The sequence below is a fragment of the Novosphingobium sp. BF6 genome, from assembly GCF_058273105.1.
On the sequence record NZ_CM177776.1, the window covers coordinates 1,576,538 to 1,602,456 of the forward strand.

At 65.2% G+C, this 25,919-nt stretch carries 22 protein-coding genes; 17 read left to right on the top strand and 5 right to left on the bottom strand.

All coding sequences use genetic code 11. The features are described from left to right. The first annotated feature begins 16 nt into the window (after positions 1–16). The 4 genes from AC4D6D_RS22090 to AC4D6D_RS22105 are packed head-to-tail and all read left to right on the top strand — an operon-like array spanning position 17 to position 4,279. On the top strand, positions 17–1,069 hold the full coding sequence (locus AC4D6D_RS22090; protein ID WP_491327664.1) for a hypothetical protein: 1,053 nt from the start codon (positions 17–19) through the stop codon (positions 1,067–1,069). Then, a complete protein-coding gene (locus AC4D6D_RS22095; protein WP_491327665.1) occupies positions 1,066–2,559 on the top strand; it encodes a GumC family protein in 1,494 nt (497 codons plus the stop codon). Before AC4D6D_RS22090 ends, AC4D6D_RS22095 begins: the two co-directional genes overlap by 4 nt. Further along, on the top strand, positions 2,556–3,326 hold the full coding sequence (locus AC4D6D_RS22100) for a CpsD/CapB family tyrosine-protein kinase (RefSeq protein ID WP_491327666.1): 771 nt from the start codon (positions 2,556–2,558) through the stop codon (positions 3,324–3,326). Before AC4D6D_RS22095 ends, AC4D6D_RS22100 begins: the two co-directional genes overlap by 4 nt. Continuing rightward, positions 3,323–4,279: a hypothetical protein gene (locus AC4D6D_RS22105; RefSeq protein ID WP_491327667.1), complete on the top strand. Its 957-nt coding sequence runs from the start codon at positions 3,323–3,325 to the stop codon at positions 4,277–4,279. Before AC4D6D_RS22100 ends, AC4D6D_RS22105 begins: the two co-directional genes overlap by 4 nt. Before the next feature lie 7 nt (positions 4,280–4,286). Here AC4D6D_RS22105 and AC4D6D_RS22110 read toward each other — a convergent pair whose 3' ends face one another. Next, positions 4,287–5,504: a glycosyltransferase gene (locus AC4D6D_RS22110; RefSeq protein WP_491327668.1), complete on the bottom strand. Its 1,218-nt coding sequence runs from the start codon at positions 5,502–5,504 to the stop codon at positions 4,287–4,289. Between the two features lie 300 nt (positions 5,505–5,804). On the opposite strand from AC4D6D_RS22110, the gene AC4D6D_RS22115 reads away from it, so the two are divergent. The 11 genes from AC4D6D_RS22115 to AC4D6D_RS22165 all read left to right on the top strand — a co-directional run bounded on the left by AC4D6D_RS22115 (position 5,805) and on the right by AC4D6D_RS22165 (position 17,563). Further along, positions 5,805–6,809, top strand: coding sequence for a glycosyltransferase family 61 protein (locus AC4D6D_RS22115; RefSeq protein ID WP_491327669.1), 1,005 nt, complete (start codon positions 5,805–5,807; stop codon positions 6,807–6,809). Positions 6,810–6,819: 10 nt separating this feature from the next. Continuing rightward, positions 6,820–7,347 carry a serine acetyltransferase gene (locus AC4D6D_RS22120; RefSeq protein WP_491327670.1) on the top strand — a complete coding sequence of 176 codons (528 nt, stop codon included), beginning with the start codon at positions 6,820–6,822 and terminating at the stop codon, positions 7,345–7,347. Then, positions 7,344–8,873, top strand: coding sequence for an AMP-binding protein (locus AC4D6D_RS22125; protein WP_491327671.1), 1,530 nt, complete (start codon positions 7,344–7,346; stop codon positions 8,871–8,873). The genes AC4D6D_RS22120 and AC4D6D_RS22125 overlap by 4 nt, the downstream gene beginning before the upstream one ends. A 13-nt stretch (positions 8,874–8,886) precedes the next feature. Continuing rightward, positions 8,887–9,126 carry a phosphopantetheine-binding protein gene (locus AC4D6D_RS22130; RefSeq protein WP_491327672.1) on the top strand — a complete coding sequence of 80 codons (240 nt, stop codon included), beginning with the start codon at positions 8,887–8,889 and terminating at the stop codon, positions 9,124–9,126. Beyond that, positions 9,123–10,424: a type III PLP-dependent enzyme gene (locus AC4D6D_RS22135; protein WP_491327673.1), complete on the top strand. Its 1,302-nt coding sequence runs from the start codon at positions 9,123–9,125 to the stop codon at positions 10,422–10,424. The genes AC4D6D_RS22130 and AC4D6D_RS22135 overlap by 4 nt, the downstream gene beginning before the upstream one ends. A 16-nt stretch (positions 10,425–10,440) precedes the next feature. Continuing rightward, entirely contained in the window at positions 10,441–11,499 is a 1,059-nt protein-coding gene (locus AC4D6D_RS22140) for a cell wall hydrolase (RefSeq protein WP_491327674.1), read from the top strand. A gap of 322 nt (positions 11,500–11,821) precedes the next feature. Then, the gene (locus AC4D6D_RS22145; protein WP_147217526.1) at positions 11,822–12,562 is read left to right on the top strand and encodes a response regulator transcription factor; all 741 of its coding nucleotides are present in this window, start codon (positions 11,822–11,824) and stop codon (positions 12,560–12,562) included. Then, the gene (locus AC4D6D_RS22150) at positions 12,562–13,887 is read left to right on the top strand and encodes an ATP-binding protein (protein ID WP_491327675.1); all 1,326 of its coding nucleotides are present in this window, start codon (positions 12,562–12,564) and stop codon (positions 13,885–13,887) included. Before AC4D6D_RS22145 ends, AC4D6D_RS22150 begins: the two co-directional genes overlap by 1 nt. Positions 13,888–14,164: 277 nt before the next feature. After that, on the top strand, positions 14,165–14,854 hold the full coding sequence (locus tag AC4D6D_RS22155) for a carbonic anhydrase (RefSeq protein WP_147217141.1): 690 nt from the start codon (positions 14,165–14,167) through the stop codon (positions 14,852–14,854). Continuing rightward, the gene (locus AC4D6D_RS22160; RefSeq protein WP_491327676.1) at positions 14,851–16,428 is read left to right on the top strand and encodes a SulP family inorganic anion transporter; all 1,578 of its coding nucleotides are present in this window, start codon (positions 14,851–14,853) and stop codon (positions 16,426–16,428) included. The genes AC4D6D_RS22155 and AC4D6D_RS22160 overlap by 4 nt, the downstream gene beginning before the upstream one ends. 286 nt (positions 16,429–16,714) lie before the next feature. Beyond that, positions 16,715–17,563, top strand: coding sequence for a TorF family putative porin (locus AC4D6D_RS22165; RefSeq protein ID WP_491327677.1), 849 nt, complete (start codon positions 16,715–16,717; stop codon positions 17,561–17,563). 63 nt (positions 17,564–17,626) lie between these two features. Here AC4D6D_RS22165 and AC4D6D_RS22170 read toward each other — a convergent pair whose 3' ends face one another. Then, complete coding sequence (locus AC4D6D_RS22170) at positions 17,627–18,838, bottom strand: TetR/AcrR family transcriptional regulator (protein ID WP_491327678.1); 1,212 nt, start codon at positions 18,836–18,838, stop codon at positions 17,627–17,629. Between the two features lie 186 nt (positions 18,839–19,024). Here AC4D6D_RS22170 and AC4D6D_RS22175 point away from each other — a divergent pair, with 186 nt between their 5' ends. Together AC4D6D_RS22175 and AC4D6D_RS22180 are read left to right on the top strand one after the other, a co-directional pair. Next, the gene (locus tag AC4D6D_RS22175; RefSeq protein ID WP_491327679.1) at positions 19,025–21,310 is read left to right on the top strand and encodes a TonB-dependent receptor; all 2,286 of its coding nucleotides are present in this window, start codon (positions 19,025–19,027) and stop codon (positions 21,308–21,310) included. A 21-nt stretch (positions 21,311–21,331) separates the two neighbouring features. Beyond that, the gene (locus tag AC4D6D_RS22180; RefSeq protein ID WP_491327680.1) at positions 21,332–22,216 is read left to right on the top strand and encodes a tyrosine-protein phosphatase; all 885 of its coding nucleotides are present in this window, start codon (positions 21,332–21,334) and stop codon (positions 22,214–22,216) included. Between the two features lie 18 nt (positions 22,217–22,234). Here AC4D6D_RS22180 and cobA read toward each other — a convergent pair whose 3' ends face one another. Genes cobA through nirB form a run of 3 tightly spaced genes read right to left on the bottom strand, consistent with a single transcriptional unit; the run spans position 22,235 to position 25,877 of the window. Next, positions 22,235–23,035 (bottom strand): uroporphyrinogen-III C-methyltransferase, encoded by an 801-nt coding sequence (gene cobA, locus AC4D6D_RS22185; RefSeq protein ID WP_491327681.1) that lies wholly within the window; start codon positions 23,033–23,035, stop codon positions 22,235–22,237. Continuing rightward, positions 23,032–23,367: a nitrite reductase small subunit NirD gene (gene nirD, locus AC4D6D_RS22190; RefSeq protein WP_147217127.1), complete on the bottom strand. Its 336-nt coding sequence runs from the start codon at positions 23,365–23,367 to the stop codon at positions 23,032–23,034. Before nirD ends, cobA begins: the two co-directional genes overlap by 4 nt. A gap of 5 nt (positions 23,368–23,372) precedes the next feature. Further along, entirely contained in the window at positions 23,373–25,877 is a 2,505-nt protein-coding gene (gene nirB / locus AC4D6D_RS22195; protein ID WP_491327682.1) for a nitrite reductase large subunit NirB, read from the bottom strand. Between the last annotated feature and the right edge of the window lie 42 nt (positions 25,878–25,919).

The following is a 25,919-nucleotide window of genomic DNA, read 5'->3' on the forward strand; positions in this document are numbered from 1 at the left end:
CCATATCGAGGTGGACATGAGTCTTTTCGGTGCCAGCAACCCTTTCCTGCGCCCCGGCGAAGAGGCGCTGACGCTGGGAGGCCAGATTACCGGAAAAGTCGAAGCGGTATGGACGCTCGACTACCGGACGAACCTGGAGACCGACGGCAGCCTCTCCTATCGGCAATATGCGCGGGAATATGGCGAGTTCCTGACCGGCGCGATGGAGCTGGCGCTAGACCACCGCCGGAACGAGTATCTCTCGTTCCGGACCGAGGCCTCCTTCGAGCGCATCGTGCCGATCGAGGCCCTGGCATCGAGCCTCGACAGCGCCATCGACCCGATCAGCCTTCAGGACCGCTACGAAATATCGCAGGCGCTGGCCTATAACACGAGCACGCTCACCACGTTCAACGGCCGCGTCGGCTGGAACCGCATCGCGCCGCGCCGGTTGCTGCTGCTGGCCCCGACCAGCGCCGTCTTCTTCGATTTCGGTGCCGAGAGGAGGATCGATCCGGTAACGACCCTGGGCTTCACCGGGCAACTCGTCGCCAGCCAGTCGCGCACCGGCGGCGACCCGCGCAGCTGGGCACTCGCAGCGCGCGCGACACGCCGGTTTCCCAAGGCCTGGAACCTGGTGGTCGAGGCCGGCGTAACCCGTATCTCTCGTCTCGAACCGGCAGGTGGGCGGCAGGTCGACCCGGTGCAGTTCTCGGGCAACGCCAGCATCTGCCACGAACCGGGCCACATCCGCTTCTGCGCCTCGGGCGCGGTCGCCTCCATCGTCAGCAGCTTCGGCGGCATCCAGCGGGAAGTCTCCGCCTCCACCAGCCTCGACTGGCGAACAAGCGAACGCGGCACCGTCCTGTCGCGGGGCGAGTATCGCCGTTCTCCGCAGGGCATGGGGCAAGGCGGCACCCGGCCCGATCTGGAAGTGCTGAGCCTCGATGCCCGCTACGAACATCGTCTCGATGGCCGCTTCACCGTCTATGGCGGCGCGGAGTATCAGCAAAGGACCGGTCTCGGCACCGATCGGCTGAATGCAGTGACGGTCCGTGCCGGGCTGATCTACCGGATGCCGCGCAGATGAACCTGCCGCCCACTCGCACGTCTCGCGGCATCGATCCCGACGCCATCGGCATCTATCCGGCCGAGATACTGGCGATGTTCCGCCGCCGCTGGCGCTGGATGATCGCGCCGATCGTGCTCGGCCTGCTCGCGGCCGGGATCGCCATCGCCTTGCGCAAGCCGGTCTACCAGTCCGCCGCGACACTGCTGATCGATTCCCCGCAGATCCCGACCAGCCTCGTCGCCTCGCCGCTCACCGATATCGCCGACGAGCGCATCGCCAAGATCCGCCAGCAGATCGTCAGCCGCGACAGTCTGGCCGGGCTGATTGGTGCCAACGGTCTCTATCCCGAGCAACGCGAGGCCATGGATTTTCCCGGCATTCTCGACATGATGCGACGGGATATCGGCGTCGATCTGGTGGGGGCCGACCAGGCACGGGGCGGCGGCAGCACGATAGCCTTCACGCTCTCGTTCAAGTATCCCGATCCCCTCAGGGCGCGCAGTGTCACCGAGCAGCTCACCCGCATGTTTCTCGTGGAGGACAAGCGGTTCCGCACCGAGCAGGCGACCGGCACCGCCGCCTTTCTCGAAAGCCGCTCGGAGGAACTGCGCCGTCAATTGCGGGATCTGGAGGACAAGCGGCGCGAAGTGGAAGCGCATTACGCAGGGGCTCTGCCCAGCAGCGTTGCCCTCAGCGCCCAGTCCAGTTCCGCCCTGCGCGCCGAGATATCGCGCACCGATGCCGAGACGCAGGGGATCGTCCAGCAGAACGGCCTGCTTGCCGCGCGGCAACAGGAGCTGCAACAGGCCCCGCCGAGCGGCGCCGATGGTTTGCGCCGTGCCGAGGACCGCCTCGCCCAGCTTCTGGCAGTCCATTCGGATGTCTTCCCGGATGTCATTGCCGCGCGGGCCGAAGTGGAGCGCCAGAAAGCAGCGCTTTCCGATCTTGCCCCGCGCGGATCGAACGTGATCGGCACCGAGATCGCCGCGGGTCGCCAGCGGATCGACGTGCTGGCGAGCCGCCGTTCCGAACTGATCCGGACGATGGCCGATCTCGACCAGCGCGCCGCCCAGGCCCCCCAGGCCGCCTACGAACTCAACATGATCGAGCGGGAATACGACAATATCAAGCGGCAGTACGATTCCCTGCGCGAGAAACAGCTTGAGGCGCAAGTCGCCGCGAACCTCCAGTCCGAGGACAAGGGCGAGCGCTTTACCGTCGTCGACCAGCCCAGCCTGCCGCTTCAGCCGCTCGGCCTGAAGCCGGTCATGCTGCTCGCACTCGGGCTTGCGGGGGGCGCGGGTTTCGGCCTCTGCATGATCCTCGCCTTCGAATTGCTGAGCGGCACGATCCACGGTGCCGATACCCTGGCCCGGACGATGCAGGTCCCTTCCTTCGGCGTGGTGCCGTTGTTGGCCGAAGAGACGCGCTTTTCGCGTTCGACGCGGGCGTTCGTCTCGCGGCTGGAAAGCTACGTCCCCGGCCTGCCCTGGGGAGCGAGGCCATGAATGCGGAACCCGGAATCCCGCCTCTGCGGCGCCGGATCGACGAAGCAGGCACTGCGACTTTCACGCTCGATCCGGAGCATCTCGCGGCCAACCGCATCTCCGGCTTCGGGCAGATGAGCGAGCAGCTCTATCCCTTCTTCATGATCCGTTCCGCCCTGCTCGCCCATGTCGAGGCGAGCGGACACCGTGTGCTGGCGATCACCTCGGTGGAGGCGGGCAACGGCAAGACCCATGTCGCGGCGAACCTTGCAGCCGTGCTCAGCCGGGTACGACCGACCGTGCTCGTCGAACTGGACTTGCGGCGCCCCAGCCTCGGTGCGCGGCTGGGGCTGATGAATGACAGGCCGGGCATCGACGACTTCCTCGCCGGAGAGGCTGCCTGGCGCGATACCGCCGTGGAAATCGACGGCTTCGACCTGGCCATCCATCGCGCCCGGCGTCCCCAGCCCCGCGCCGAGCAACTGCTGGCTTCCCCGCGCCTGAACCATGCCCTGCGGCACATCGCCGCCGAGGACGAGACCACGATCTGCCTGATCGATACGCCGCCGGCGCTGATCGGAGACGATCTCCTGCATATCGCGCGGGCCGTCGATGGCGTGCTGCTGGTCGCGCAGGAGGGCCGCAGCCGCAAGAGCGGCGTTCTCGAAGTGTCGAACGCGCTCGGCGCAACGCCGATCGTCGGCTCGATCCTCAACATGGCGCTCTCCGCCCCGGCGCGGCTCGGCGACTACGGCTATTACCGCGATGTGACGGGTGAGGCAGGATGATCGGTTCACGTGACAGCCGTTGGCTGCGCGACCTCCCCGCGCGAACGACGCTCAAGCTGTTCAACCAGCCCCATGTCCGTGGCTGGCTGGGACACCGCTACGAGCAGGCGTTGCTGCGCCACCGGCCTGCGCTGCCCCAACTCGGCCGCATCGATGCGCAAGTCGTCTCGGATCTCGAAGCGCGAGGCATCCACGTAACGAATCTCGATGCACTGGGCATTCCGGGCAGCAACGAGATCCTCGCCCGCTCCGCCATGCTGGCCGAAGAATTCGCGCAGCCCGCCCGCCACCTCGCCGCTGCGGGACGCCCTTTCATCATCGTTCCGCCTGAGCGTATCGTGCGCAATGCCATGATCTATCGCTGGGGGCTTCAGGAGCGGCTGCTCGATATCGCCGAGGCCTATCTCGGCCTCCAGGCCGCTTACGACGGCGTCGCGATCAACTACACGGTCGCGGACGGCCGGGCCATCTCCACCCGCAAGTGGCACCGCGACTGGGAAGACCGCCGGATGCTGAAAGTCGCGGTCTATCTTCACGAAGTGGACAATGCGGGCGGTCCGTTCCAGCAGATTTCCCGGCCGGATACGCTTCAGGACGATACCCGGGGCTTCACCTATGCCCTGTCCGACGACGCCGAACTCGAACACCGCCTTGGACCGGGCTACGAGCAGGATATCGTCAGCTGCGAAGGACCGCGCGGCACCGTGGTCTTCTGCGATACGGCCCGTTACTTCCATCGCGGAAAACCGGCCGTCTCGCACGACCGGGCCGCACTTTTCTACAGTTACTTCTCCAATCCGCCGCGCCATCCTTTCCTCTGCGAACGGACCGGACTGTCCCGGAAAGACATCGAGTGGATGGTCCGTCGCCTGCCAGAACGGCAGCGCCGTGCGGCACTCTGGCGGCGACAATTGCCGACATTGCTCAAGCTGATCCCGCCCGCCGGTCTGTGATGTGCTGCTAGAGAAACGGTGCCAGCAAGGCAGACAGCCTGGTCGCGCTGCGTTCCGGATCGTGGCGTTCGAGCACCCGTAGATGCCCCTGTTCGCCTTTGGCGGCAAGCTCCTGCCCACTCGCGTCCAGCGCCGCATCGAGAGCGGCGGCAAGCGCCTCTACGCAGCCGGAGGGCACGAGCCAGCCCGCGCTTCGGTCCACCAGTTCGGGGATACCGGCGATGGTCGTCGCGATGACCGGGCGACGACAGGCCATGGCCTCCATGATGACGACCGGCAGACCTTCGGCAAAACTCGGCACCACCAGCGCGCGAGCGTCCTTCAGGGCGGCCCGGATCGCTTCCGGCGTGGCCCATCCCCGAAGGCTAATGACACCTCCTAGACCCGCTTGCGCGATCTGCCGTTCGATTGCCGCACGGTCCTCGCCGTCGCCGATGATGTCGAGAGTGATCGGCCGACGCGCGGCGACCATGGCTGCGGCTTCTATCAGCAAGGGAAGCCCCTTCTGCGCGCTGAGCCGGGCAATACAGAGGAAGTGCGGCCGCTCGGGTATGTCCGCGAGCGGTCCCTCCGGCGCGAGGAAACGCGGCGAGGCGGCGCAGGGCACGACCTGAATGCGCCCCCAGTCGGATAGCGCCGCCCAGCGCATCAACTGACCTCGCCCGAACCGCGAGATGCCGATCACGAAGGCCGCCTCGGCGATCTTGCCGGATAAGTCGAGGCCGCGCGGATCGTCGAACTCGTCCGGCCCATGCACGGTGAAGCTGTAGGTGACGGGCGCCAGCCTGCTCGCCAGCCGGGCCACGGTCGCGGGATTGGTGCCGAAATGAACGTGGACATGCCGGATACCGTCCTGCCGCAACCGCCGCGCCAGCAGCGCCGCTTCGGCAAAATAGGCACAGGCCGTTATCATGCGCCTGCCGCTCGACCGCCACGCCAGTCTCCATGCACCCGGCACCCGATGCGGCTGCGTGGCGAGGCAGGCCAGAACAGCCCCTGCCAGACCGGCGCGATCCTCCAGCAAAGCTGCGGTTCGCTCGGCTTCGACCCGATCTTCGTGATCGTCGAAGCGCTCCTGCGCGCGGCGCACAGTGAAACGGCTGACCGAATAGCCCCTGCGCTCCAGCGCGGCGATCTCGGTGCGGATGAAGCTGTGGCTGATCTTGGGATAGACATTGGTGAGGTAGGCTACCCGTGGCGCCGCTCCGTCCCGATCGATCGTCATGCCCGAATTATGACGCAAGACCGCACGGACGGGCATTGCGACTTTTCCCAATGGGATTTGACCGGTGGTCCGTGGGGTCCCGATCCTCCGGATGCGCGCCGGCGCTTTCGCATGCGAACGTGATGCGAACTTGCGGAGACATGCCTTGCCGAGACCACCACGCTTCCTGCCAGCGAGACCGACAGGAAGGCGTTCGGCCAGAGCTGCGCAATCATGAATCCCGGCCTGACCCGTTCGCTGGAACCAGAGCCGGTTCGCGCCGCTCCGCGTCGGGCCTTCTCCTTGCGCCCTACCGCAACGATGGCGGCGAGGTTGCTGCAACGGTCCCTTCCGGACATTGCCGCCGCTGCCGTAGAACAGTGGCAGATCGCGCCGGGCACCACGCTGGAGGTCCGTCCCGCGAAAGTTCTGGCCGGACAGCTCGAACGCATCGTCCGAGCGGAATTCGCGTCGATCGGCGAAGTCATGCAGCATTTCCGGGGCGGCTTCGGCTCCCGGCAATCGGCAACCATGGGCTATCGCCTCAAGAACGTGCTGCTTCATGACGGGGTGCTCCATGCCGCCGGAGCTGCGCGGCACTTGCGACAGCGCTCGCACTATCGGCCGCTTGCGCTTGCCCCGCGCGAGGAGGCGGGCATGGCACTCTACGAATCCTGGCTCGGCAACCGTTGGTTCGGCAATTGGCTGAGCGATGATTGCCTGACCTATCGGCTGGCGGAAACCGCGGGCATTCCTTTCACCACGCACTGGCCAGACGGACACCTGCCCCAATACGAACGTGCGCTCGAAATGCTGCCCGCACGCGGGACTTCGGCGCTGTTCCGCGATCTCGTGGTTTTCGACGATAGCGCCCACAACGACCACAAGCGCCAGCGCGCGGAAGCGATGCGGCGAAGGCTCGTGCGCACGCCCGGAGAGCGCCATCCCGGCACCTTCCTGTTACGCGGAACCAGCGGCGATGCCCGCGTATTGGCTGGAGAGCGTCGCATCGCCGAGCATCTGGCAGTGAAGCGCGGCTTTCAGGTGCTCGATCCCAGCCACGCAGACCTCACCGAGATCGTCCGCGCCTGCGGCGGCGCGCGTGTCGTCGCCGGGGTCGAGGGCAGCCACCTCGTCCACGGACTGGTGTCAATGCCGCCCGACGCCTGTGCCTTCGTCATTCAGCCGCCGGGCCGAGCGGTATCGGCGCTCAAGCTGCTCACCGACCGGCAGGGACAGGACTACGCGCTGGTCGTCGGAGAAGGAACCAACGATGCTTTCACAGCAGACATCGACGAGATCGAGCGCACGCTCGATCTCGTCTGAGAGCGCCCTCGTGGCCTCGCGCCCGGATGCATGGTCCACCCTCCGAAGCGACTACCGGCGGCATGGGGGCACGGTGCTGAGCGGGGCTTTCCTGTCGCTCTGCCTCTACCGTTACGGGCGCTGGGGACGCGGCCTGCGCCATCCGCTCGCCCGTGCGCTCGTTTCCAGAACGTACGGCTTCGCCAATCTCTTCCTCGCCAACCTGACCAAGATCTGGATTCCACCCGCCGCCACGCTGGGCCGGGACTTCCACATCGTCAACAACGAAGGATCGCTTTCGATCCACCCCGACGCGGTGATCGGCGACCGGCTCGGGGTGATGCACAACGTCACCATCGGCTCCAACATGCGCGAGGGCGCCCCGGTGATCGGTGACGATGTCTTCATCGGCGTCAACTCGACGGTGCTCGGGGCGATCCGGGTGGGAGACCGGGTGCGGATCGCCGCCAATACCGCGGTCACCACCGATGTGCCCTCGGACTCGATCGCCGTCGGCTCCCCTGCCCGGATTTACCCGCGACTGGGACCGCTGCAATGATCGCCGAAACACTCCACGAACTTTTCGCGGCCAATCTGCCGGAGCGTGCCGAAAAGGTCTTCCTCATCGACCCTGCCCGCGAGGCGACTTATGCCGAAGTGGATGCTCGCGCGGGCGCCGTCGCCGCGCATCTCGCCGCGCGCGGCGTTCGTCCGGGAGACCGGGTACTGGTACAGGTCCGCAAGGGCATCGCCGAAGTGGAGGCCTTGCTCGGTGTCACCCGCGCGGGCGCGGTGCTGGTCGACATCAGCACCGCCTGGACCGCCGAACAGGTCCGTTTCGTCGCGGAGGATTGCGAGGCTTCGCTGCTAGTGGTCGAGCCTGCGATGGCGCGCACGCTCGTCGCCTCCGGCCTCGATCCTGCGCGCATCTTGAGCATACTCGCAGACCTTCCTGACCAGACCTTCGAACCACTGCCACGATATCCCGACGATCTCGCCGCGATCGTCTATACCTCGGGATCGACCGGGAAACCGAAGGGCGTGATGCTCAGCCACGCCAATGTGCTGCAAGGGGCGCGTTCCGTGGCGGAATACCTCGACCTTACCGAAGCGGACCGGGTTCTGAGCGTGCTGCCCTACAGCTTCGACTACGGCTTAAACCAGCTCACGACGATGATGCTGGTGGGCGGCAGTGTGGTGCACCAACCCGTGCCGATGGCCAGCGAGATCGTCCGCTCGCTCGAACGCCATGCCGTGACCGGGCTGGCTGCCGTACCGCCGCTGTGGATCCAGCTTGTGCGCCTGCTCGCCGCCACGCCGACGCCGCTTCCGTCCCTGCGTTACGTGACGAATTCGGGCGGAAAGATACCGCGCAACATCCTCGAAATGATGTCACATACATTCATTAAAACACAGATTTTCCTGATGTATGGTCTCACGGAAGCATTTCGCTCGACCTACCTTGCCCCGGAGCGCTTCACGGCTAAGATGGGATCGATCGGCCGCGCCATTCCCGGGGCGGAAGTCTTCGTGATCCGGCACGGCGAGGGCGTCGCGGTTCCCGGCGAACAGGGCGAACTCGTCCACCGCGGCCCTCTCGTCAGCCAGGGCTACTGGAACCGTCCGGAGGCCACCGCCGAGAAGATCCGGCCCTGCCCCGAACTCTTCGGCCTGATCGGCGATGAACCCGTCGTCTACAGCGGCGATATCGTCCGCATCGACGAGGATGGCGACATGTGGTTCGTCGGCCGCAACGATGCCCTCATCAAGACCAGCGGCTACCGTGTCAGCCCGGACGAAGTGGAAGACCTCGTCCATCGCAGCGGCCTTGCCGCCGATGTCGTCGCCTTCGGCGTTCCGGACGAGATGCTGGGCCAGTCGGTGCAGGTCGCCGTGACCCTGCTGGGCGGCGCGACGCGCGAAGCCCTGCTGGCGCACTGCCGGGCCGTTATGCCCGCCTACATGGTTCCGCAGCGCATCCACGTCTGGCCGAAGGACATGCCCCGCACGGCAAGCGGCAAACTTGCGCGCCCCGAAGTGATCCGCGCCTGCCAGCCTACGGCACCGCCCCTTCCCGCTCCCTGAGGACCCCTCGACCATGGCCCTGACCGCAGAGACCCTGATCCGCAGCATTGCCGAATTCGCCGCGATCGATGGTGAACTGGATGCCGAGACCCCGCTGTTCTCCAGCGGCGCATTGGATTCCGTGGCGATGCTCAACCTCATCCTGTTCGTGGAACGCGAGACCGGCAGCGAAATCCGCGCCGAGGACGTAACGCTGGATCATTTCGACACCGCCACCCGGATACTCGATTTCGCGCGGAAACTGGCGGCATGACGCCGCAGGAGGAAGACGACCTTCTGGAAAAGGCCGCCGAGCGCTTCGGCACCCCCTGCTTCGTTTATTTCACCGAGCGGATCGAGCAGCGCATCGCCCTGCTGCGGGAGAATTTCGGCGAGAGACTGGAACTCAGCTACGCTGTCAAAGCCAATCCCAATCCCACGCTATTGGCCTGGCTTTCCGGCGCGATCGATCGGCTCGACATTTCCTCCGCCGGGGAACTGCGTCTGGCGCGGGAAGCCGGATGGAATCCCGCGCTGCTGAGTTTCACCGGCCCCGGCAAGCGTGAGGTCGAGATCAGCGAAGCGATCCGCGCCGGTGTCGGCCACCTCGTACTGGAGTCCCTGCGCGAAGCGCGTCTGGCAGACCGCATCGCCCGGCGTGCGGCAAGGGTTCAGCCGGTGCTCCTGCGTATTTCGCCCGATAGCCTTCCCAAGGGGTTCGGCGACCAGATGGCCGGACGGCCGACCCCTTTCGGCATCGATATCGAGGACGCCGACGAGGCCATCGCCGAAATCCAGTCGCTTTCGGGCCTCCATCTCGCGGGCTTCCACATCTATGCCGGGACACAATGCCTGAAAGCAGATGCGATCGCGGAGACTTACCACCGCCTTCTGGCGATCTTCGGCACGCTCTGTTCCACCCATGGCGTGGTGCCGGACGTGCTGGTCATGGGTTCAGGCCTCGGCGTCCCCTATCACGAGGGCGACACGGCCCTCGACCTGTCCGCCATCGCTACGTCCTTGCGCCGCGAACTGGCGGTTCTGCGGGAAAATCCGCGTTTCGCCCGGACGCGAATGGTGCTGGAGCTTGGGCGCTACCTCGTTTCGGAAGCGGGCTATCTGGTCACGCGGGTGATCTCCACCAAAGTCTCGCGCGGGAGGCGCATCGCCATCTGCGACGGCGGGATGAACAATCACCTCCCGGCTTCGGGGCATTTCGGCATGGTCGTGCGCCGAAACTACCGGATGCATCGGATCGGCAATGCTCCCGACAGCCCGCTCGAACCGCTTGACGTGGTCGGCCCGCTCTGCACCTCGATCGACCGCCTTGCGAGCGGTATCGAATTGCCCCGGATCGAGGAGGGCGACCTGCTCGCCGTGCACAACAGCGGTGCTTACGGTCTCACGGCCAGCCCCGTCCATTTCATCAGCCATCCGCTGCCCGAGGAAATCCTGGTCATGGCCGGAACCCTGCTGCGCGCGACCCGCGTGCTGGGGCGGATATCATCCCCGGATGATCCGGTTCGCGTGATCGACGCCACGCATCCCGCTGCCGCGAACCAGAACGCATGAGCGCGAAGCCAAGCCCATGACCCGGCTTGGCGCCTCGCTTCTGCTCTTCGCCTCGGCTCTGGCGCCGGTCGAGCCGATTCCCGACCATGGCCTTTCCGTAAGACCGAACCGCTTCGCGCAGCCTGCCACTGCTCCCGTGCTTTCAAAGGCAGCGGCAACCGAACAGGCCCGCGCTTTCAACGCGGCGATTCCACTTGCCACGGTCGCGCTGATTTCCTCCCGGCCCTTCATTCTCGAAGCCGCTCCCGAAGACCGCGCAAGGGCGATCGACTGCCTTGCCGCTGCCGACTACTACGAGGCCGGTCCCGGCCCGCTCGATCAGCGCGCCGTGGCGCAAGTCGTGCTCAACCGCGTGCGTCATGCCGCCTTCCCTGCCACGATCTGCGGTGTCGTCTTTGCCGGCACGGAGCGTGCGACCGGTTGCCAGTTCACGTTCACCTGCGACGGTTCGCTGGGGCGCCGCCGCCCTTCTCCGCACGAGTGGCTGGAGGCGCGCGAGACCGCCGCCGAAATGCTGCTTGGGCGCGTCGAAACCACCGTCGGCCAAGCCACGCACTACCATACCGACTGGGTCAGTCCGCCCTGGGACCGGACGATGGACAAGATCGCGGTCGTCAAGACGCACCTGTTCTTCCGTTGGCGCGGACCGTCCGGTTCGCCTGCCGCTTTCCTCCAACGTCATGCCGGCCGGGAGCCGCGAATGGTGCAACTCGCCGGGCTATCCCTTGCCCACGGCAGCGCCGCGCCCCTAGCCCCGCCCACGCAATGGGAGGCGCCGGGGAACGCACTGTCCTCCAAGCCCGATACCGGACTTTTCCTCGTGGTCATTCCCGCCGATGCACCCGGAACATTTCCGCGCCTGGCCGAGGAACGCTGCGCCGGACTGGACGAATGCCGCTTCATCGGCTGGACCGATCCCAGCCTGCGCGGGCAGGCAATGCCGCTGTCCGGAACTGCGGTCGATGCGATTTCCTTCACTTTCGTCCGCCGCCCAGGCATGCCCGATCACGCCCTCTGGAACTGCAGGGAATTTGCGCGTAGCATCCGCGAGGAGTGCCTCCTGCGCGGAACCTGATCGCGCACCAGGCGCATTGCCAAATGTTTTCCGGAGTGTTTCCATACACTTCTCAAGAGAAACATTTCGTAACAATTCTGCACAAACCAGGACATGCTGCATGGCCAAGTTCCGCCCCAGGAAAAAGGCAACCCGACGGCATGATGTTCCCTTCCTGCGAGCGCCCTCGATACCGCCGCTTTCGGCGCGTGATCCCGGGCTGCCGCCACCGGGAAATTGCAGGTCGGGTTTGCCAAGCCGCGCCCGAAAAACTACATTTGTTCAAGAAGAGACGATGAGCAACACCACAGCCCCCATATATCGCCATCTCGACGACGGCCCGATGCCCACCCCGACGATCCTGCTCGTGGAGGACGACGGCCCCCTGCGCACGTTGACCGCCCGCGCCTTGCGCCAGACCGGCTTCAACGTGCTGACCGCCGCGACCGGCGCGGAAATGTGGGTGACCTTGCGCGAAGGGCCGGTCAGCCTCGTCGTGCTGGACATCATGCTGCCCGGCACCAGCGGCTTCGACCTGTTCCGCCGCCTGCGCCGCGAATGCGACATTCCGGTGATCTTCATCAGCGCCCGCGGCAGCGAGGAAGACCGCGTGCTCGGCCTGGAACTGGGCGCGGACGACTATCTCGCCAAGCCTTTCAGCACCCGCGAACTGGCCGCCCGCGTCAGCGCGGTGCTGCGCCGCGGCGGCAACAATCCGACTTCGGCCGATTTTACAGGCAGCGACGCGGTGGCCGATGGCCGCACCCCCGAATCGATCCATTTCGAAGGCTGGAACCTGTCGATGGCGCGCCGCGAACTGCGCTCGCCCACCGGCGCCATGGTCGACCTGACCGGCGCCGAGTTCGACCTGCTCGCCACTTTCCTTGCCTATCCGCAGCGCGTGCTCGGCCGTGAGCGTCTGATCGAACTTTCGCGCTCGCGCCTGGGCGACAGTTCCGACCGCAGCGTCGACGTGCTCGTCAGCCGCCTGCGCCGCAAGCTTCAGGCCGAGGGCGCGGAATCGCCGATCGTGACTGTCCGCGGCGTCGGCTATATGTTCAAGGCCGAGGTCACGCGCGCCTGATGTCCTTGCGCCGGTTCCGCCTGTTCCGGCGCTTCGGCCTGCCCGAGCGGCTGATTGCAGTCCTCCTGCTGGTCTTCGTCATCGACGTGGTCTGCAACACGGTGCTGTTCGAACGTGCCAATACGTTCGAACTGCGCCGCGACGATGCCCAGCGCATTGCCGAAAACTTGGTGCTTGCGCGGCGCGCCATCGAGCATTCGGCGGCGGGCGAGCGGCAGGCCGTCACGACCGCGCTGAGCACTGCGAAGTTCTCGCTCAAACTGAGCGACCAGAACAAGCGCTATCGCGGTTCGCTGAGCCTTGCCAACTTGCGCGCGCAAGTGATCGAGATGGAGCCGGAACTCGCGCACAGCGACCTGGAACTCCATCTCGAGTCAATTCCGCGCGAAGGCAATATCGGCGGTTCGCTCCGCTTGGCGGACGGCGGCGTGCTCGATTTTCGGACCCATGCCCGCTCGGCCTGGAAACTCAGCATCGGCCGCTTCGCCAGCCTCGTGCTGCCGACGGTGCTGCTGATATCGCTGGCCTGGCTGCTCTTGCGGGCCGCACTCAATCCGCTGCGTTCCTTGGTCCGCGCTACCCGTCATTTCGATGCGGGACCGCCCCGCCCGGTCCCCGAACACGGGCCTGACGAAATGCGCGAACTGATCCGCGCCATGAACGAGATGCAGGAGCGCATCCACCAGTCGATGCTCGACCGCACGCATACCATGCTGGCCATCGGTCACGACCTCAAGACCCCGCTTTCGCGCATACGCCTGCGTCTTGACGACGGCGAGGTCGATCCGGTCGTTCGCGATGGCATCAACCACGACATCGACGAGATGCGGATGCTGCTCGATTCGATCCAGGCCTATGTCGATACCGGCGGCACGCAGATTCCGGCCGAGCGTATCGACCTTGCGATCATGGCCGAAACGCTCGTCGATACGGCGGCCGATCGCGGTGCGGATGCATCCTATTCGGGCCTTTCCAGCCTGGTCATCATGGCCCGTCCGGTCTCGATTCGTCGTGCCCTATCGAACCTGATCGAGAATGCACTGCATTACGGTGGCAATGTTCGCGTCGGTCTTCGCAAGGACGGCGGCGCGGCCGAGATCACCGTGGAAGACGACGGTCCCGGCATCCCCGAAGAGCGCATCACCGATGCACTGCAACCCTTCGTCCGCCTCGATACCGCACGTGCGCGCGACACCGCCGGAATGGGTCTCGGCCTGCCGATCGTGCGCAAGGCCGTGCGTTTGGAAGGCGGTACGCTGGACTTGAGAAACCGCCCCGAAGGCGGATTGCGCGCCACAATTCGCTTGCCGCTTGCAGCGCAATAAATTTCCTGCTGCAAAGCAGCAAGAGTGACACTTTCGCTTAAACGCTTGTTATGGTTCGGCAATAGCGAGACATAAAATCAACAGCCCCTGAAAACCCCCGGACGGCCTGACATTTCGATGAACTTTCGTTCATCCGCGCTGCGTCGCAGCAACATTTCCTGACAAAGGCGCACGACAGCCGAAAATCGCGACCCGTACTTTCCAAAGCAAGCTCCGCACCCCGTTTCCACCCCTTCGGTAGAGCGCGGAGCACCAGCAACAAGGAAAGGTTACGAGAGTGAACGAACTGATCGGCCGCGTCTTCCACTTCGAGAAGACCATCTTCCCCGCCAGCAGCGAACTGTTCGGCAAGCTGGCGAACGAGGGTCAGGAACCCAAGGCGCTGATGATCTCCTGCGCGGACTCGCGCATCGTGCCCGAGCAGATCATGCAGGCCCAGCCCGGCGACCTCTTCGTCTGCCGCAACGCCGGCAACATGGTGCCGCCTTACGCGACCCAGAACGGCGGCGTGACCTCCACGGTCGAATACGCCGTAGCCGCTCTCGGCGTGCGGGACATCATTATCAGCGGTCACTCGGGCTGCGGAGCGATGAAGGCACTCAGCGATCCGACGGGTCTTGAAGCAATGCCGAACGTGGCAGCCTGGCTCAAGCACGGGGCCGCTGCCGAACATATTGTCAGCACCTGCCACGGCGAACTCGAGGGCAATGACCGCGTTCGCGCGATCACCCTCGAGAACATCATCGCCCAGATCAGCCACTTACGCACTCACCCGGCCGTCGCTGCCGCCATCGCCCGCGGCGAAATGACGCTGCACGGCTGGTTCGTCGACATTCACGCCGGCCAGGTCCTCGGTCTCGACGGCGACACCGGCCAGTTCGTGCCGCTGCGCGAAGACGCGCCGCTGCCGGTCGCGCTCGCCGCGAAGGCCCGCTTCGCCACCGAATTCGCCGAGGCAGCGGAATGACGTCCCCCTCCACTTCCATCGCATCTTCCCCGGCTTCGGCCGGGGAAGACAGCCGGAGCGGGCCAATCGCCCACTTCGGACGGGATTTCACGGCTTCGATCGTGGTGTTCCTCGTGGCAATGCCCCTCTGCATGGGCATCGCCATCGCTTCCGGCGTCCCCCCTGAAAAGGGACTTGTCACCGGCATCATCGGCGGTCTCGTGGTCGGCCTTCTGGCAGGCTCGCCTCTCCAGGTGAGCGGCCCGGCGGCCGGTCTTGCCGTTATCGTCTTCGAATTCGTGCGTGAGCACGGCCTCGAAGCGCTCGGTCCCGTCCTGCTGCTCGCCGGTGTGTTCCAGCTCGTCGCGGGCGCGCTTCGTCTCGGCGGCCTGTTCCGTGCGATCAGCCCGGCGGTCGTCCACGGCATGCTCGCCGGTATCGGTGCGCTGATCGTGATCGGCCAGTTCCACATCCTCTTCGACCAGAAGCCGATGTCGAGCGGTCTCGAAAACATGGCGATGATGCCTGCGCGCATCCTCGGCCTCGATCCCACCAATGTCGCATCCACCGAACTCGCGCTGATGCTCGGCGTGCTGACGATGGCCGTGATGCTTGGCTGGGAGAAGGTCCGTCCCAAGAGCATGGGCCTCGTTCCCGGCGCGCTTCTCGGCGTCGTCGCGGCAACCGCCGTGGCGTGGACCATGGGTCTCGACGTCGCGCGCATCGCCGTGCCGGAATCGATCGGAGCCGCTTTCGCACTGCCTACCAGCACCGGCTGGTTCGCTCCGCTCGCCAATCCCGCGCTGATCGTCGCCGCCCTTGCCATCGCTTTCATCGCCAGCGCCGAAACGCTGCTTTCGGCCGCCGCGGTGGACCGCATGCACGACGGCGTGCGCACCAAGTACGACAAGGAACTGCGCGCCCAAGGCATCGGCAATCTGCTCTGCGGCGTGTTCGGTGCCCTGCCGATGACCGGCGTGATCGTGCGCAGTTCGGCCAACGTCCAGGCCGGTGCCAAGACCCGTCTTTCGACGATCCTGCACGGCGTGTGGATTCTTGGTTTTATCGCGCTGCTGCCCTGGCTGCTGCGTGAGGTGCCGATGGCGGCACTCGGCGGCGTGCTGGTCGTCACCGGCTGGCGCCTCGTGAGCCTCAGCCATGTGCGCCACCTGTTCCACAACTACGGCGCCTTCCCGGCGGTAATCTGGGCGGTGACCTTTATCCTCGTCGTCACCACCGACCTGCTGACCGGCGTTCTGGTCGGCCTGGCCCTGACGGTGCTGGAACTGGCTCCGCACTTCCGGAACTTGAAGCTCAAGGTCGAGGAGCACGTCGAAGAGCACGAGGCCGGCGAAGCGACCCGCCTCGCTCTGGGCGGCGGTGCCACCTTCCTGGGGCTCACCCGCCTCAACAAGGTGCTGGAAAAGCTGCCGCACGGCCGCCCGGTCCACCTCGACCTCGGCCAGCTCAAGGTCATGGACCACACCACGGCCGAGACGATCAGCGAATGGCTCAACCGCCGTCGCCAGAGCGGTCATTCGGACCGCGTGACCGGCCCCGCGCCGATCCTGCGTCCGCTACCGGTCGCCGCCTGAGGTCGCGGCCGACAGGACCTCACTTCTCGTATCGTGCGGACGCGCTGTCGTCCGCACCCACCCTTCACCGGGCGGCTCCCAGGAGACCGCCCGTTTTTTTTGGTCAATTTCATTTTCGGACAATCGACGCCGATCCGGCGGCATTTTATTTTAAATTTCTCTGGCTGAAGAGCATAAATTACGGTAAACCCCTCCTGTCTGTCTGAAACGGAGCCGCCACGCATGTAGGCTCCGGCAAACAGGCCGCAGGATGGAACGCGACAAAGTCAACATGAGGGCGTTCCATATGAAAATCCGTCTTGCCGCAGGCCTGCTTGGCCTTGCCGTTTCCGGCCTGGCATTCACCGCTCCGGCGATGGCCCAGGAAGAGGCTCCTAGCGAGATCACCGTGTCCGGCTCCGTCGGGCTGGTGTCCGATTACCGCTTCCGCGGCGTCTCCCAGACCGACAAGGAAATGGCCGTGCAGGGCGGCATCACGGTTTCGCATGAGAGCGGCCTCTATGTCGCCACCTGGGGGTCGAACCTCGCCGGATGGGGTACTTTTGGCGGCTCCAACATGGAACTCGACCTCGTGGGAGGCTACGCCACCGAGATCACCAGCGGCGTCAAGCTCGATGTCGGCCTGACCTGGTACATGTATCCGGGCGGCGCTTCGGACACCGATTTCGCCGAACCTTACGTCAAGCTCTCGGGCGCCGTCGGTCCGGCCAACCTGCTCGCCGGTGTGGCCTACGCCCCCAAGCAGCAGGCACTTGGCAAAGTCTATGCCAGCGGCGCGGACTATGCGGACGGCATCGGCAACTTCGGCGCCAAGACCGACAACATCTATCTCTGGCTTGACGGCAACACCGCCATCCCCAACACGCCGCTGACTCTCAAGGGCCACTTCGGCTACTCGAATGGCAACTCGGGCCTGGGTCCGAACGGCACCAGCGTCACCCCGACCGGCGAGTATCTCGACTGGATGCTCGGCGCCGATCTCGCGCTTGGCCCGGTGACGCTGGGCGTCGCTTATGTCGATACCGACATTTCGAAATCGCAGAGCGCCTATCTGCAGCCGAACTTCTCCTCGACCAAGAACGGCTCGCAGATTGCCGGCTCCACCGTGCTCTTCTCGGTCGGCGCCAGCTTCTGAGATAATTGCCGGCTTTGAAACGATTGATCGTCGGTGCCCGATCAAGGTCGGGCGCCGCGATCTTTACAGGCCGGCCCGCAAGCCTGCGATCAGCAAGTCCATTTCATCCAGACTCGCATGGATTTCCGCCTCGGCCCTTCCGATCAGGGCGCGTCGCTGTCCGGAAACCAGGCTGGAGTAGATGGCCGCATCGAGCGGCGAAATCGGTGCGTCTCCGCCCAGTTTTCCGGCCAGGTGCGTCCTGCTGCTTCGCCCCCGGAGATAGCGCATTTGCGGGGCGAAATCGCGCAAGTTAGGGTCTTGCGCGACGGCCAGCATCAGTTCCTCGATCGCAGCAAGTCGTCGGGGCTGCGACCCGAAGTCCCGCCATGCAGCAATGGAATCCGCGCGATCAACCGGCGTGACCGGCTTGTCCTGTAAAGGCTGGGTCAAGCGCTGGTAGATGGCGTTGAAAGCCGCGCGCACAAGATCCGCGCTCGTCCGAAAATTGTAGGAAGTCACCCCCAGCGTCACTTGCGCCCGCGCAGCCACCGCCCTGTGCGTAAGGGCAGCGACACCGCCCTCTTCGACGATATCGGCTGCCGCACTCGAGATCGCCGCCGCGACGCCGTTCTGAACCGCGACTTCCGGTGCGGAAGCCAGTGCCTGTTTGCGTGCATGGTGACGCCAAGCCCCTTCCTCGACCAGCTCACCCGCCAGCCACCGGCCCCAACCCATGCAGAACTCGTCGAGTGCAGCACGATCGATAGCGCGATGCCAGCGGATCAAATGGAACTGGGCGGTGGCCTCGAAGACGTGGGAGGTCATTGCCGCATAACGCTCGAGGCCGGCCCGCCCGCATATCTCCCTCCAGAATGCAGCCCAATGCTCGCGCCAGGAGTCGATTGCCGCGACATAAGCCTCGTCACGATGAGCCAGGAGATGGCACTGGCTCCATGCGAAAGCCAGATCGCGGCACTCTGCCGTCCAATCGTCGATGAGAATCGCCAAAGCCCTGGCGAGCGAATCGGCGCCTCCATTTTCCGGCCAGCCTTTCATCTCCCGCAGTTTCCGGCTGCACCAGGTGCGGGCCTCGTCATGGGCATAAGCCTGCGCCGACTGGAACAACTGTTCCATAGAGCCAAAGTGATGATAGATACTGGAGGTGGGGAGTTCCGTCGCGCGCGACAAAGCTCGAGCCGACATCGCCGAGTGCCCATGATTCGCCCAAACCTGAAGCACCGCACGGATCAGCTTTTCTTTTGACGAAAATTCAGCGTTTTCAGAGTCTTTCACGTATCACCGATCATCTTTGTCAAACGGGAAAGCGGAGCCTTAGGATCACCATCGACACATTGCCATAAGCCGCAATACCGCAACAAGCGATCCGTTACAGCCACATCACGCGAGCGGTACAAGCGTAACACAGATGACATACAGACGTTCTAGCGGACGCCTCGCAATCACTATGAGGGTCGTTTCATGTCTGTCCACAACGCGCCATCGTTTCGTTCCATCGCCCTGGCGGGAAGCGCGCTCGGCGCGCTTCTTTCGGGCGGTATCGCCCATGCCGCCGAAACTTCGGTCGAAGCTGCGGTAACCGCCGCCGACAGCGCTGCCGTTGAAGCCGGACCCGGCCTTACCGACATCGTCGTGAGCGCCCAGAAACGGGAAACCAGTCTCCAGACGACCCCGATCTCGATCGCGGTAGTGAACGCCCAGGATCTCCGGAACCGCCACGTCGTCTCGCTGGAATCGCTGGCGGACGGCTCGATCCCCTCGCTGCGCATCGCCCCGATGTTCTCGCGCAGTTCGGCGCTCACCGTGGGCATGCGCGGCATCGGCACCCTGGGAGACGCCAACCAGCCAGCCCGCGACCAGGGCGTCGGCGTCTATATCGACGGCGTGTTCATGGGGCGCGCGCAGGGCCTGGGTTCGGCGCTCTACGATGTCGAACGGATCGAAGTGCTCAAGGGACCGCAGGGCACGCTGTTCGGCCGCAATACCGAGGGCGGCGCGATCAGCATCGTCACCAAGAAGCCCAGCGGCGAGTTCGGCGCACGCGCCACGGTCGGCGTCGGCAACTACGATTCCCGCGAGGCCGGTATCCATCTCGACCTGCCGAGCTTCGCCAACATCTCGGTCAAGCTGGACGGCCTCATCACCACCCGCGGCGGCACGGTGGACAATCCGTTGGGCGGAGAGCACGACTTCAATGCCTATAACAAGAAGGGCGCTCATGCCGCGGTGCTCTGGGAGCCGAGCAGCAACTTCAATGCACTCTACTCGTTCGACATCTCGCGCGACCAGACCACGCCCTATTACGTCCAGCTCCTGAGCAAGACCACCGGACCGCTGCTCCAGATGCAGCCCGACCGCGCCAAGACCGCCAACATCGGCGTTCCCCAGCCCTGGGCGCTCGGCAAGACGCACGGCCACCTGCTGACGCTGGACTGGACGGTCTCGCCGGAACTCGAAGTCAAGTCGATCACTTCGTATCGCGAACTGACCCAGACCCAGAACGACAACGGCGCCGCCAACATGGGCGTCTTCATCAAGGGTGTCAGCGACAACACGAACTTCAGCCGTTTCAGCCTCGCCGATGTCTGGCAGAAGCAGTACAGCCAGGAAATACAGCTGATCGGCACGATGAAGCACCTCACCTTCGTGGCGGGCGGCTTCTACTATCACGAAAAGGTCAACGACAACGCCTGGACGCCCTACACCAACAAGTGGAACGCGGACGGCACCGACTACACCATCCTCGAAACCCCCACGTCGTCGATCCCGTTCCCGGATCGCGCCAGCCGCGCCAAGACCGAAAGCATCGGCGTGTTTGGCCAGGCGACCTGGACGCCGGAAATGCTGAACGAGATCGTCCACCTCACCGGCGGCGGCCGCTTCACGCACGACGTCAAGACCGGGGCGCTCGAAAAGGTGAACGGCGTCGATACCGGCTATACTCTCGACGCTTCGTGGAACCGGTTCGACCCGATGGTGAACCTTGCGGTGGACGTGAGCCAGGACGTTCACGTCTACGGAAAGTGGAGCACCGGCTACAAGGCAGGCGGCGCCAACAGCCGGTCCAAGGAGTACCACAGCTTCAACCCGGAATCGGTCTCGACCTTCGAAATCGGCGCCAAGACCGAGTTCTTCGACCGCCATGCCCGCTTCAACATCGCGGCCTATACCTCGGCCTACAAGGACATGCAGATCGACTTCAACGCGCCGGTGCTCAACTCCACGCGCACGACGACCGAAACCCGCAATGCCGAGGGCCGTGGCCGTATCAAGGGCATCGAGGCCGACCTCACCGTCACGCCGTTCCAGGGCCTGACGCTTTCGGGTTCCTACGCCTATACCGACGTTCACCTGCCGCCCGCGGCGAACCCCTTCGACGGGGACAAGCTGGTCCAGGTCTATACCATCTTCACCCCCAAGCATGCCGCCAGCGGCGCCATCGATTACGAACTGCCGGTGGCCGACGCGACGCTGCGCTTCCACCTCGACGGCAACTATGGCTCGGGCCAGTACTCGATGGCGAACGATCCGACGAAGACCGGTTCCTCGTTCATCGTCAACGGCCGCGTTGCCCTGGCCGACATCCGCATGGCGAGCGGGCCTGACCTCGAACTCTCGGTCTGGGGCCGCAACCTGTTCAACGAGGCCTACACGTTCGTGAAAGCCAATGGCGGCTCGTCGCTCGGTTACTACGGCATCTTCAACGATCCGCGCACCTTCGGCATCTCGGCGACCGTCAAGTACTGATCTCTCGACAAGGAAAAGACCATGAACTGGCGTATTTCCTCCGCTGCCGTCGCCGTCGTCGCGCTCGGCCTTCTCGTACAGCCCGCGGTCCAATCGGCGGCGCAAGTCGCTGCTCCCGCTCCTTCCCGGCAGGCAGCGCATCAGCGCCTGCTGCCGCTGGAAGGCGGGCGCAATTTCCGGGACCTCGGCGGCTATCGCACCGCCGACGGTCACACGGTGAAGTGGGGCATGCTGTTCCGTTCCGGTTCGATGGTGGACCTGACGGCGCAGGATCTCGGCACCTTGAACAAACTGGGCATCCGCACGATCTGCGACTACCGCGACCGCAACGAGCGCAAGGCCGAGCCTATGCCCTGGGCTTCGGAAGCCGGCCCGACGATCTTCGCCGACGACTACGACAACATGGCGATCGGCCTTGTGCCGGGAGACATGGGCAAGATCACCCGGGAAGCCGCCTCGGCGATGATGGCCAAGAGCTATCCGATGATGCTCAGGACCTTCGCGCCGCAGTTCAAGCGCATGTTCGGCGAGCTTCTGGCCGGCCATGCTCCGCTGGCGTTCAACTGCTCGGCAGGCAAGGACCGGACCGGCGTGTCGTCCGCCCTCCTGCTCACCGCGCTGGGCGTGCCGCGCGAGACGGTGATCCAGGACTACCTGCTCACCAACCGATATCTTCCCGAGGCGCTTGCCAAAGCGAAGACCGGCCCGAGCGATGCCACCGGCAAAGCGTTCCTATCGCTGCCGCCTGCGGTGCAGGCCGCTTTCATGAAGGCTGACCGTGCCTACATCGAAGCAGCCTTCAAGGCGCTCGACGCCCATCCCGGCGGCGCCATGGGTTACCTTAGAGACGAGATGGGCCTCGGCAAGCCGCAGATCGCGAAGCTGCGAACGCTCTATCTCGATTGAGCATCATGGTCGGCGCGTTTACGCGATCGCGCCGACCATTCCTTCCGGTATCGAAGCGACGTCGTGCCGGGCCTCCACCGCTTCGCCGATCAGCAGCAGGGTTGGATCGTCGTCACTGATCGTGGCGACTAGAAAAGACAGCGCCGACAGCTTGCCCCGGATCAGCCGCTCATCGGGCAGCGAGACATTGACGGCGATCATGACCGGCGTATCCGGATCGCGTCCGGCGGCGATCAGCGAGCGGGCTATCTCGCCCGCCGCGGCTCGGCCCATGTAGACGCCGAGGGTTCCGCCGGGCCGTGCCAGCGTTTCCCAATCGAGGTTCAGCGGTTCGCCTGCCTTGAGATGTGCGGTCACGAACGTCACGCCGCGCGCGCGCCCGCGCAACGTGAGCGAGGCCAGTCCGCTCGCCGCTGCCGCGCTGGCGGTCGTGATGCCCGGACAGATCCGCACCGGAACGCCTGCTGCCGCGAGATGGTCCATCTCTTCCGCCGAGCGCCCGAAGATCGAAGGGTCCCCGCCTTTCAGACGCACCACCCGCTTGCCCGCTTTCGCCGCCTCCAGCAGCAGGTCGTTGATCGAACCCTGCGCCTTGCTGTGACGGCCCGAGCGCTTGCCGACGCCGACCGCTTCGGTCGCGGCCGGGATGAGGCCGAGCACGCCGGGGCCGACCAGTGCATCGTAGAACACCACGTCTGCCGCCGCGATCAGCCGCTCGGCCTTGCGGGTGAGCAGATCCGGATCGCCCGGTCCCGCCCCGACCAGCCAGACCTCACCTGCCTGAATGGGACCGGGCGCGACGAGATCGCGCGCCGTCAAGCGGCCACCTGCAAGGTCTGCGGATGGGCGATCAGGATGCGATATCCTTCCATTCTGACGGGGATCGTCGGAGTGCAGCCCCTGTCTTCGCCCTGCGCCTCGCCGTTCGAGAGTGCGATGTTCCAGTTATGCAGCGGGCAGGCGACCGAATGGCCGTGGACGATGCCCTGGCTGAGCGGCCCCTTCTTGTGCGGGCATTCGTTGACGAGAGCGAAAACGCGGTCGTCGCCGGTGCGGAAGACGGCGATTTCCTTCTCGCCCTCCAACTGCACGGTGCGGGCGCCGCGCAGGGGAATGTCGGAGAGGGTGCCGATGTCGATCCAGTCGTTCATGTCATTCACTCCGCTGCAAGTGCAAGGGGTTCGAGGTGCTGGTGCAGTTCGGCCTGCCGACCGGCCGCGCGCTCGGCCCAGGGGTCTTCCTGGCTGAAGCTCTGCGAATGGAGGAAGCGGCTGCGCAAGGCCTCGCGGCCGGTCTCGTCCTCGACGATACGCTGCTTCACGTATTCGACGCCGACACGCTCGATCCACGGCGCGGTGCGTTCGAGATAGCGCGCTTCCTCGCGGTAGAGTTGGGTGAAGGCGGCGCAGTAATCGAGCGCTTCCTGCTCGGTCGCGACCTTGCAGAGGAAGTCGGTGGCGCGGACGTGAATACCGCCGTTGCCGCCGACGTGGAGTTCGTAGCCCGAATCCACGCAGACGATCCCGAAGTCCTTGATCGTCGCCTCGGCGCAATTGCGCGGGCAACCGGAGACCGCGATCTTGAACTTGTGCGGCATCCACGAGCCCCAGGTCATCCGCTCGGTCTTGACGCCGAGGCCGGTGGAATCCTGCGTGCCGAAGCGGCACCATTCGCTGCCGACGCACGTCTTCACCGTGCGCAGCGACTTGCCGTAGGCATGGCCCGAGACCATTCCGGCGGCATTGAGATCGGCCCAGACGGCGGGCAGGTCTTCCTTCTTGATCCCGAAGATGTCGAGCCGCTGTCCACCCGTTACTTTGACCATCGGCGCATCGTACTTCTCGACGACATCGGCGATCGCCCGCAGTTCGCGCGGGTTGGTGAGGCCGCCCCACATGCGTGGGACCACCGAATAGGTGCCGTCCTTCTGGATATTGGCATGCATGCGCTCGTTGACGAAGCGGCTCTGCTGGTCGTCGTCGTACTCGCCGGGGAGCGCGCAAAGCAGGTAGTAATTGAGCGCCGGGCGGCAGGAAGAACAGCCGTCGGGCGTGGACCAGTGCAGCTTCTGCATCACTTCGGGAATCGACTTCATGTGCTGCGACACGATCTCGCGCCGCACGTCGTCGTGGGTGAAGCTGGTGCACTTGCACAAGGTCTTCGGCCCGGACTTGACCTCCTCGCCCAAGGTCAGCGCCAGCAGGCTCTCGACGAGGCCGGTGCAGGAGCCGCAGCTTGCCGAAGCCTTGCAGGTGGCGCGCACGGTATCGAGGCTGCACGCGCCGCCGGAGATCGAGGCGACCACCTGCCCCTTGGTCACCCCGTTGCAGCCGCAGACTTCGGCATCGTCAGGCAGCGCCGCGACAGCCGCCAGCGGGTCTGCCGTCCCGCCCGCGGCGAAAGCCTGTCCGAGGATCAGGAACTCGCGGATTTCCGAGACATCTTCGCCCTTCTTCAGCAGGTCGAAGTACCAGTTGCCGTCTGCCGTATCGCCGTAGAGCACCGCGCCGACGACCTTGTTCTCCTTCACCACGACCCGCTTGTAGACGCCGCGCGAGGCATCGCGCAGGACGATATCGTCGCAGCCCTCCCCGCCCGAGAAGTCGCCCGCCGAGAACACGTCGAGACCCGCGACCTTGAGCTTGGTGGACGTGACCGAGCCCCGATAGCCGCTGTACCGGTCGGTCAGGCCGTCGGCCAGGCTGCGGCACATGTCCCAAAGCGGCGCGACGAGACCGTAGACGTTTCCGTCATGCTCGACGCATTCGCCTACCGCCAGTACGGCGGGGTCGCTCGTCACCATGTGATCGTCGACCTTGATGCCGCGTCCCACGTCCAGCCCGGCTTCGCGTGCCAATGCCGTGGAAGGCCGGATGCCGACCGCCATGACGACGAGGCTGGCCGCGATCTCGCGCCCATCCTTCAGGCGTACGCCCTCGACTTTGCCGTCGCCATAGATTTCGGCGGTGTCGGCGCCGGTCAGGATCGTCTGGCCCCGCGCTTCGAGAGCGGTCTTGAGCAGCCAGCCCGCCGCCTCGTCCAGTTGCCGCTCCATCAGCGTCGGCATCAGGTGGATCACCGTGACCTTCATGCCGCGCAGGCTGAGACCATGCGCCGCTTCGAGGCCAAGCAGCCCCCCGCCGATCACCACCGCATCGCCGCCCTTCCCGGCGGCTTCCAGCATCAGGTCCACGTCCTTCATGTCGCGGAACGAGATGACGCCGGGCAGATCCTTGCCGGGCACGGGGATGATGAAAGGGTCCGAGCCGGTGGCGATCAGCAGGCGGTCGTAGCCGACCTTGCGGCCCGATTGCGACGTCACGGTCCGGCCCGCGCGGTCGATGGCAATCACCGGGTCTGACGTGACCAGTTCGATCCCGTTGGCGTCATACCATTCGCGGCTGTTGATGACGATCTGCTCGAACGCCTTCTCACCCGCCAGCACCGGTGAGAGCATAATCCGGTTGTAGTTCACATGCGGCTCAGCGCCGAAGATGGTGACGCGGTAGCGACCGGCATCGCGCGCCAGCAGTTCCTCCACCGCCCGGCATCCCGCCATGCCGTTGCCGACGACCACCAGATGCTCGCGCACGTCCTGCGAAGGCACGATCAGCGTGTCCTCGTAATCCGCAGAGGGTTCGATCCCGTCCTGAAATTCCATCCCCGTGACTCCAGAAAAACGAAGGGAGAAAAAGAAAAAGGC

Excerpts from the sequence above, each read along its gene's own strand:
- AC4D6D_RS22090 (WP_491327664.1), top strand. The coding sequence starts at position 17 with ATGAGTCTTTTCGGTGCCAGCAACCCTTTCCTGCGCCCCGGCGAAGAG.
- AC4D6D_RS22095 (WP_491327665.1), top strand. The coding sequence starts at position 1,066 with ATGAACCTGCCGCCCACTCGCACGTCTCGCGGCATCGATCCCGACGCC.
- AC4D6D_RS22100 (WP_491327666.1), top strand. The coding sequence starts at position 2,556 with ATGAATGCGGAACCCGGAATCCCGCCTCTGCGGCGCCGGATCGACGAA.
- AC4D6D_RS22105 (WP_491327667.1), top strand. The coding sequence starts at position 3,323 with ATGATCGGTTCACGTGACAGCCGTTGGCTGCGCGACCTCCCCGCGCGA.
- AC4D6D_RS22110 (WP_491327668.1), bottom strand. The coding sequence starts at position 5,504 with ATGACGATCGATCGGGACGGAGCGGCGCCACGGGTAGCCTACCTCACC.
- AC4D6D_RS22115 (WP_491327669.1), top strand. The coding sequence starts at position 5,805 with ATGGCGGCGAGGTTGCTGCAACGGTCCCTTCCGGACATTGCCGCCGCT.
- AC4D6D_RS22125 (WP_491327671.1), top strand. The coding sequence starts at position 7,344 with ATGATCGCCGAAACACTCCACGAACTTTTCGCGGCCAATCTGCCGGAG.
- AC4D6D_RS22130 (WP_491327672.1), top strand. The coding sequence starts at position 8,887 with ATGGCCCTGACCGCAGAGACCCTGATCCGCAGCATTGCCGAATTCGCC.
- AC4D6D_RS22135 (WP_491327673.1), top strand. The coding sequence starts at position 9,123 with ATGACGCCGCAGGAGGAAGACGACCTTCTGGAAAAGGCCGCCGAGCGC.
- AC4D6D_RS22140 (WP_491327674.1), top strand. The coding sequence starts at position 10,441 with ATGACCCGGCTTGGCGCCTCGCTTCTGCTCTTCGCCTCGGCTCTGGCG.
- AC4D6D_RS22145 (WP_147217526.1), top strand. The coding sequence starts at position 11,822 with ATGCCCACCCCGACGATCCTGCTCGTGGAGGACGACGGCCCCCTGCGC.
- AC4D6D_RS22150 (WP_491327675.1), top strand. The coding sequence starts at position 12,562 with ATGTCCTTGCGCCGGTTCCGCCTGTTCCGGCGCTTCGGCCTGCCCGAG.
- AC4D6D_RS22160 (WP_491327676.1), top strand. The coding sequence starts at position 14,851 with ATGACGTCCCCCTCCACTTCCATCGCATCTTCCCCGGCTTCGGCCGGG.
- AC4D6D_RS22165 (WP_491327677.1), top strand. The coding sequence starts at position 16,715 with ATGAAAATCCGTCTTGCCGCAGGCCTGCTTGGCCTTGCCGTTTCCGGC.
- AC4D6D_RS22175 (WP_491327679.1), top strand. The coding sequence starts at position 19,025 with ATGTCTGTCCACAACGCGCCATCGTTTCGTTCCATCGCCCTGGCGGGA.
- AC4D6D_RS22180 (WP_491327680.1), top strand. The coding sequence starts at position 21,332 with ATGAACTGGCGTATTTCCTCCGCTGCCGTCGCCGTCGTCGCGCTCGGC.
- nirD (WP_147217127.1), bottom strand. The coding sequence starts at position 23,367 with ATGAACGACTGGATCGACATCGGCACCCTCTCCGACATTCCCCTGCGC.
- nirB (WP_491327682.1), bottom strand. The coding sequence starts at position 25,877 with ATGGAATTTCAGGACGGGATCGAACCCTCTGCGGATTACGAGGACACG.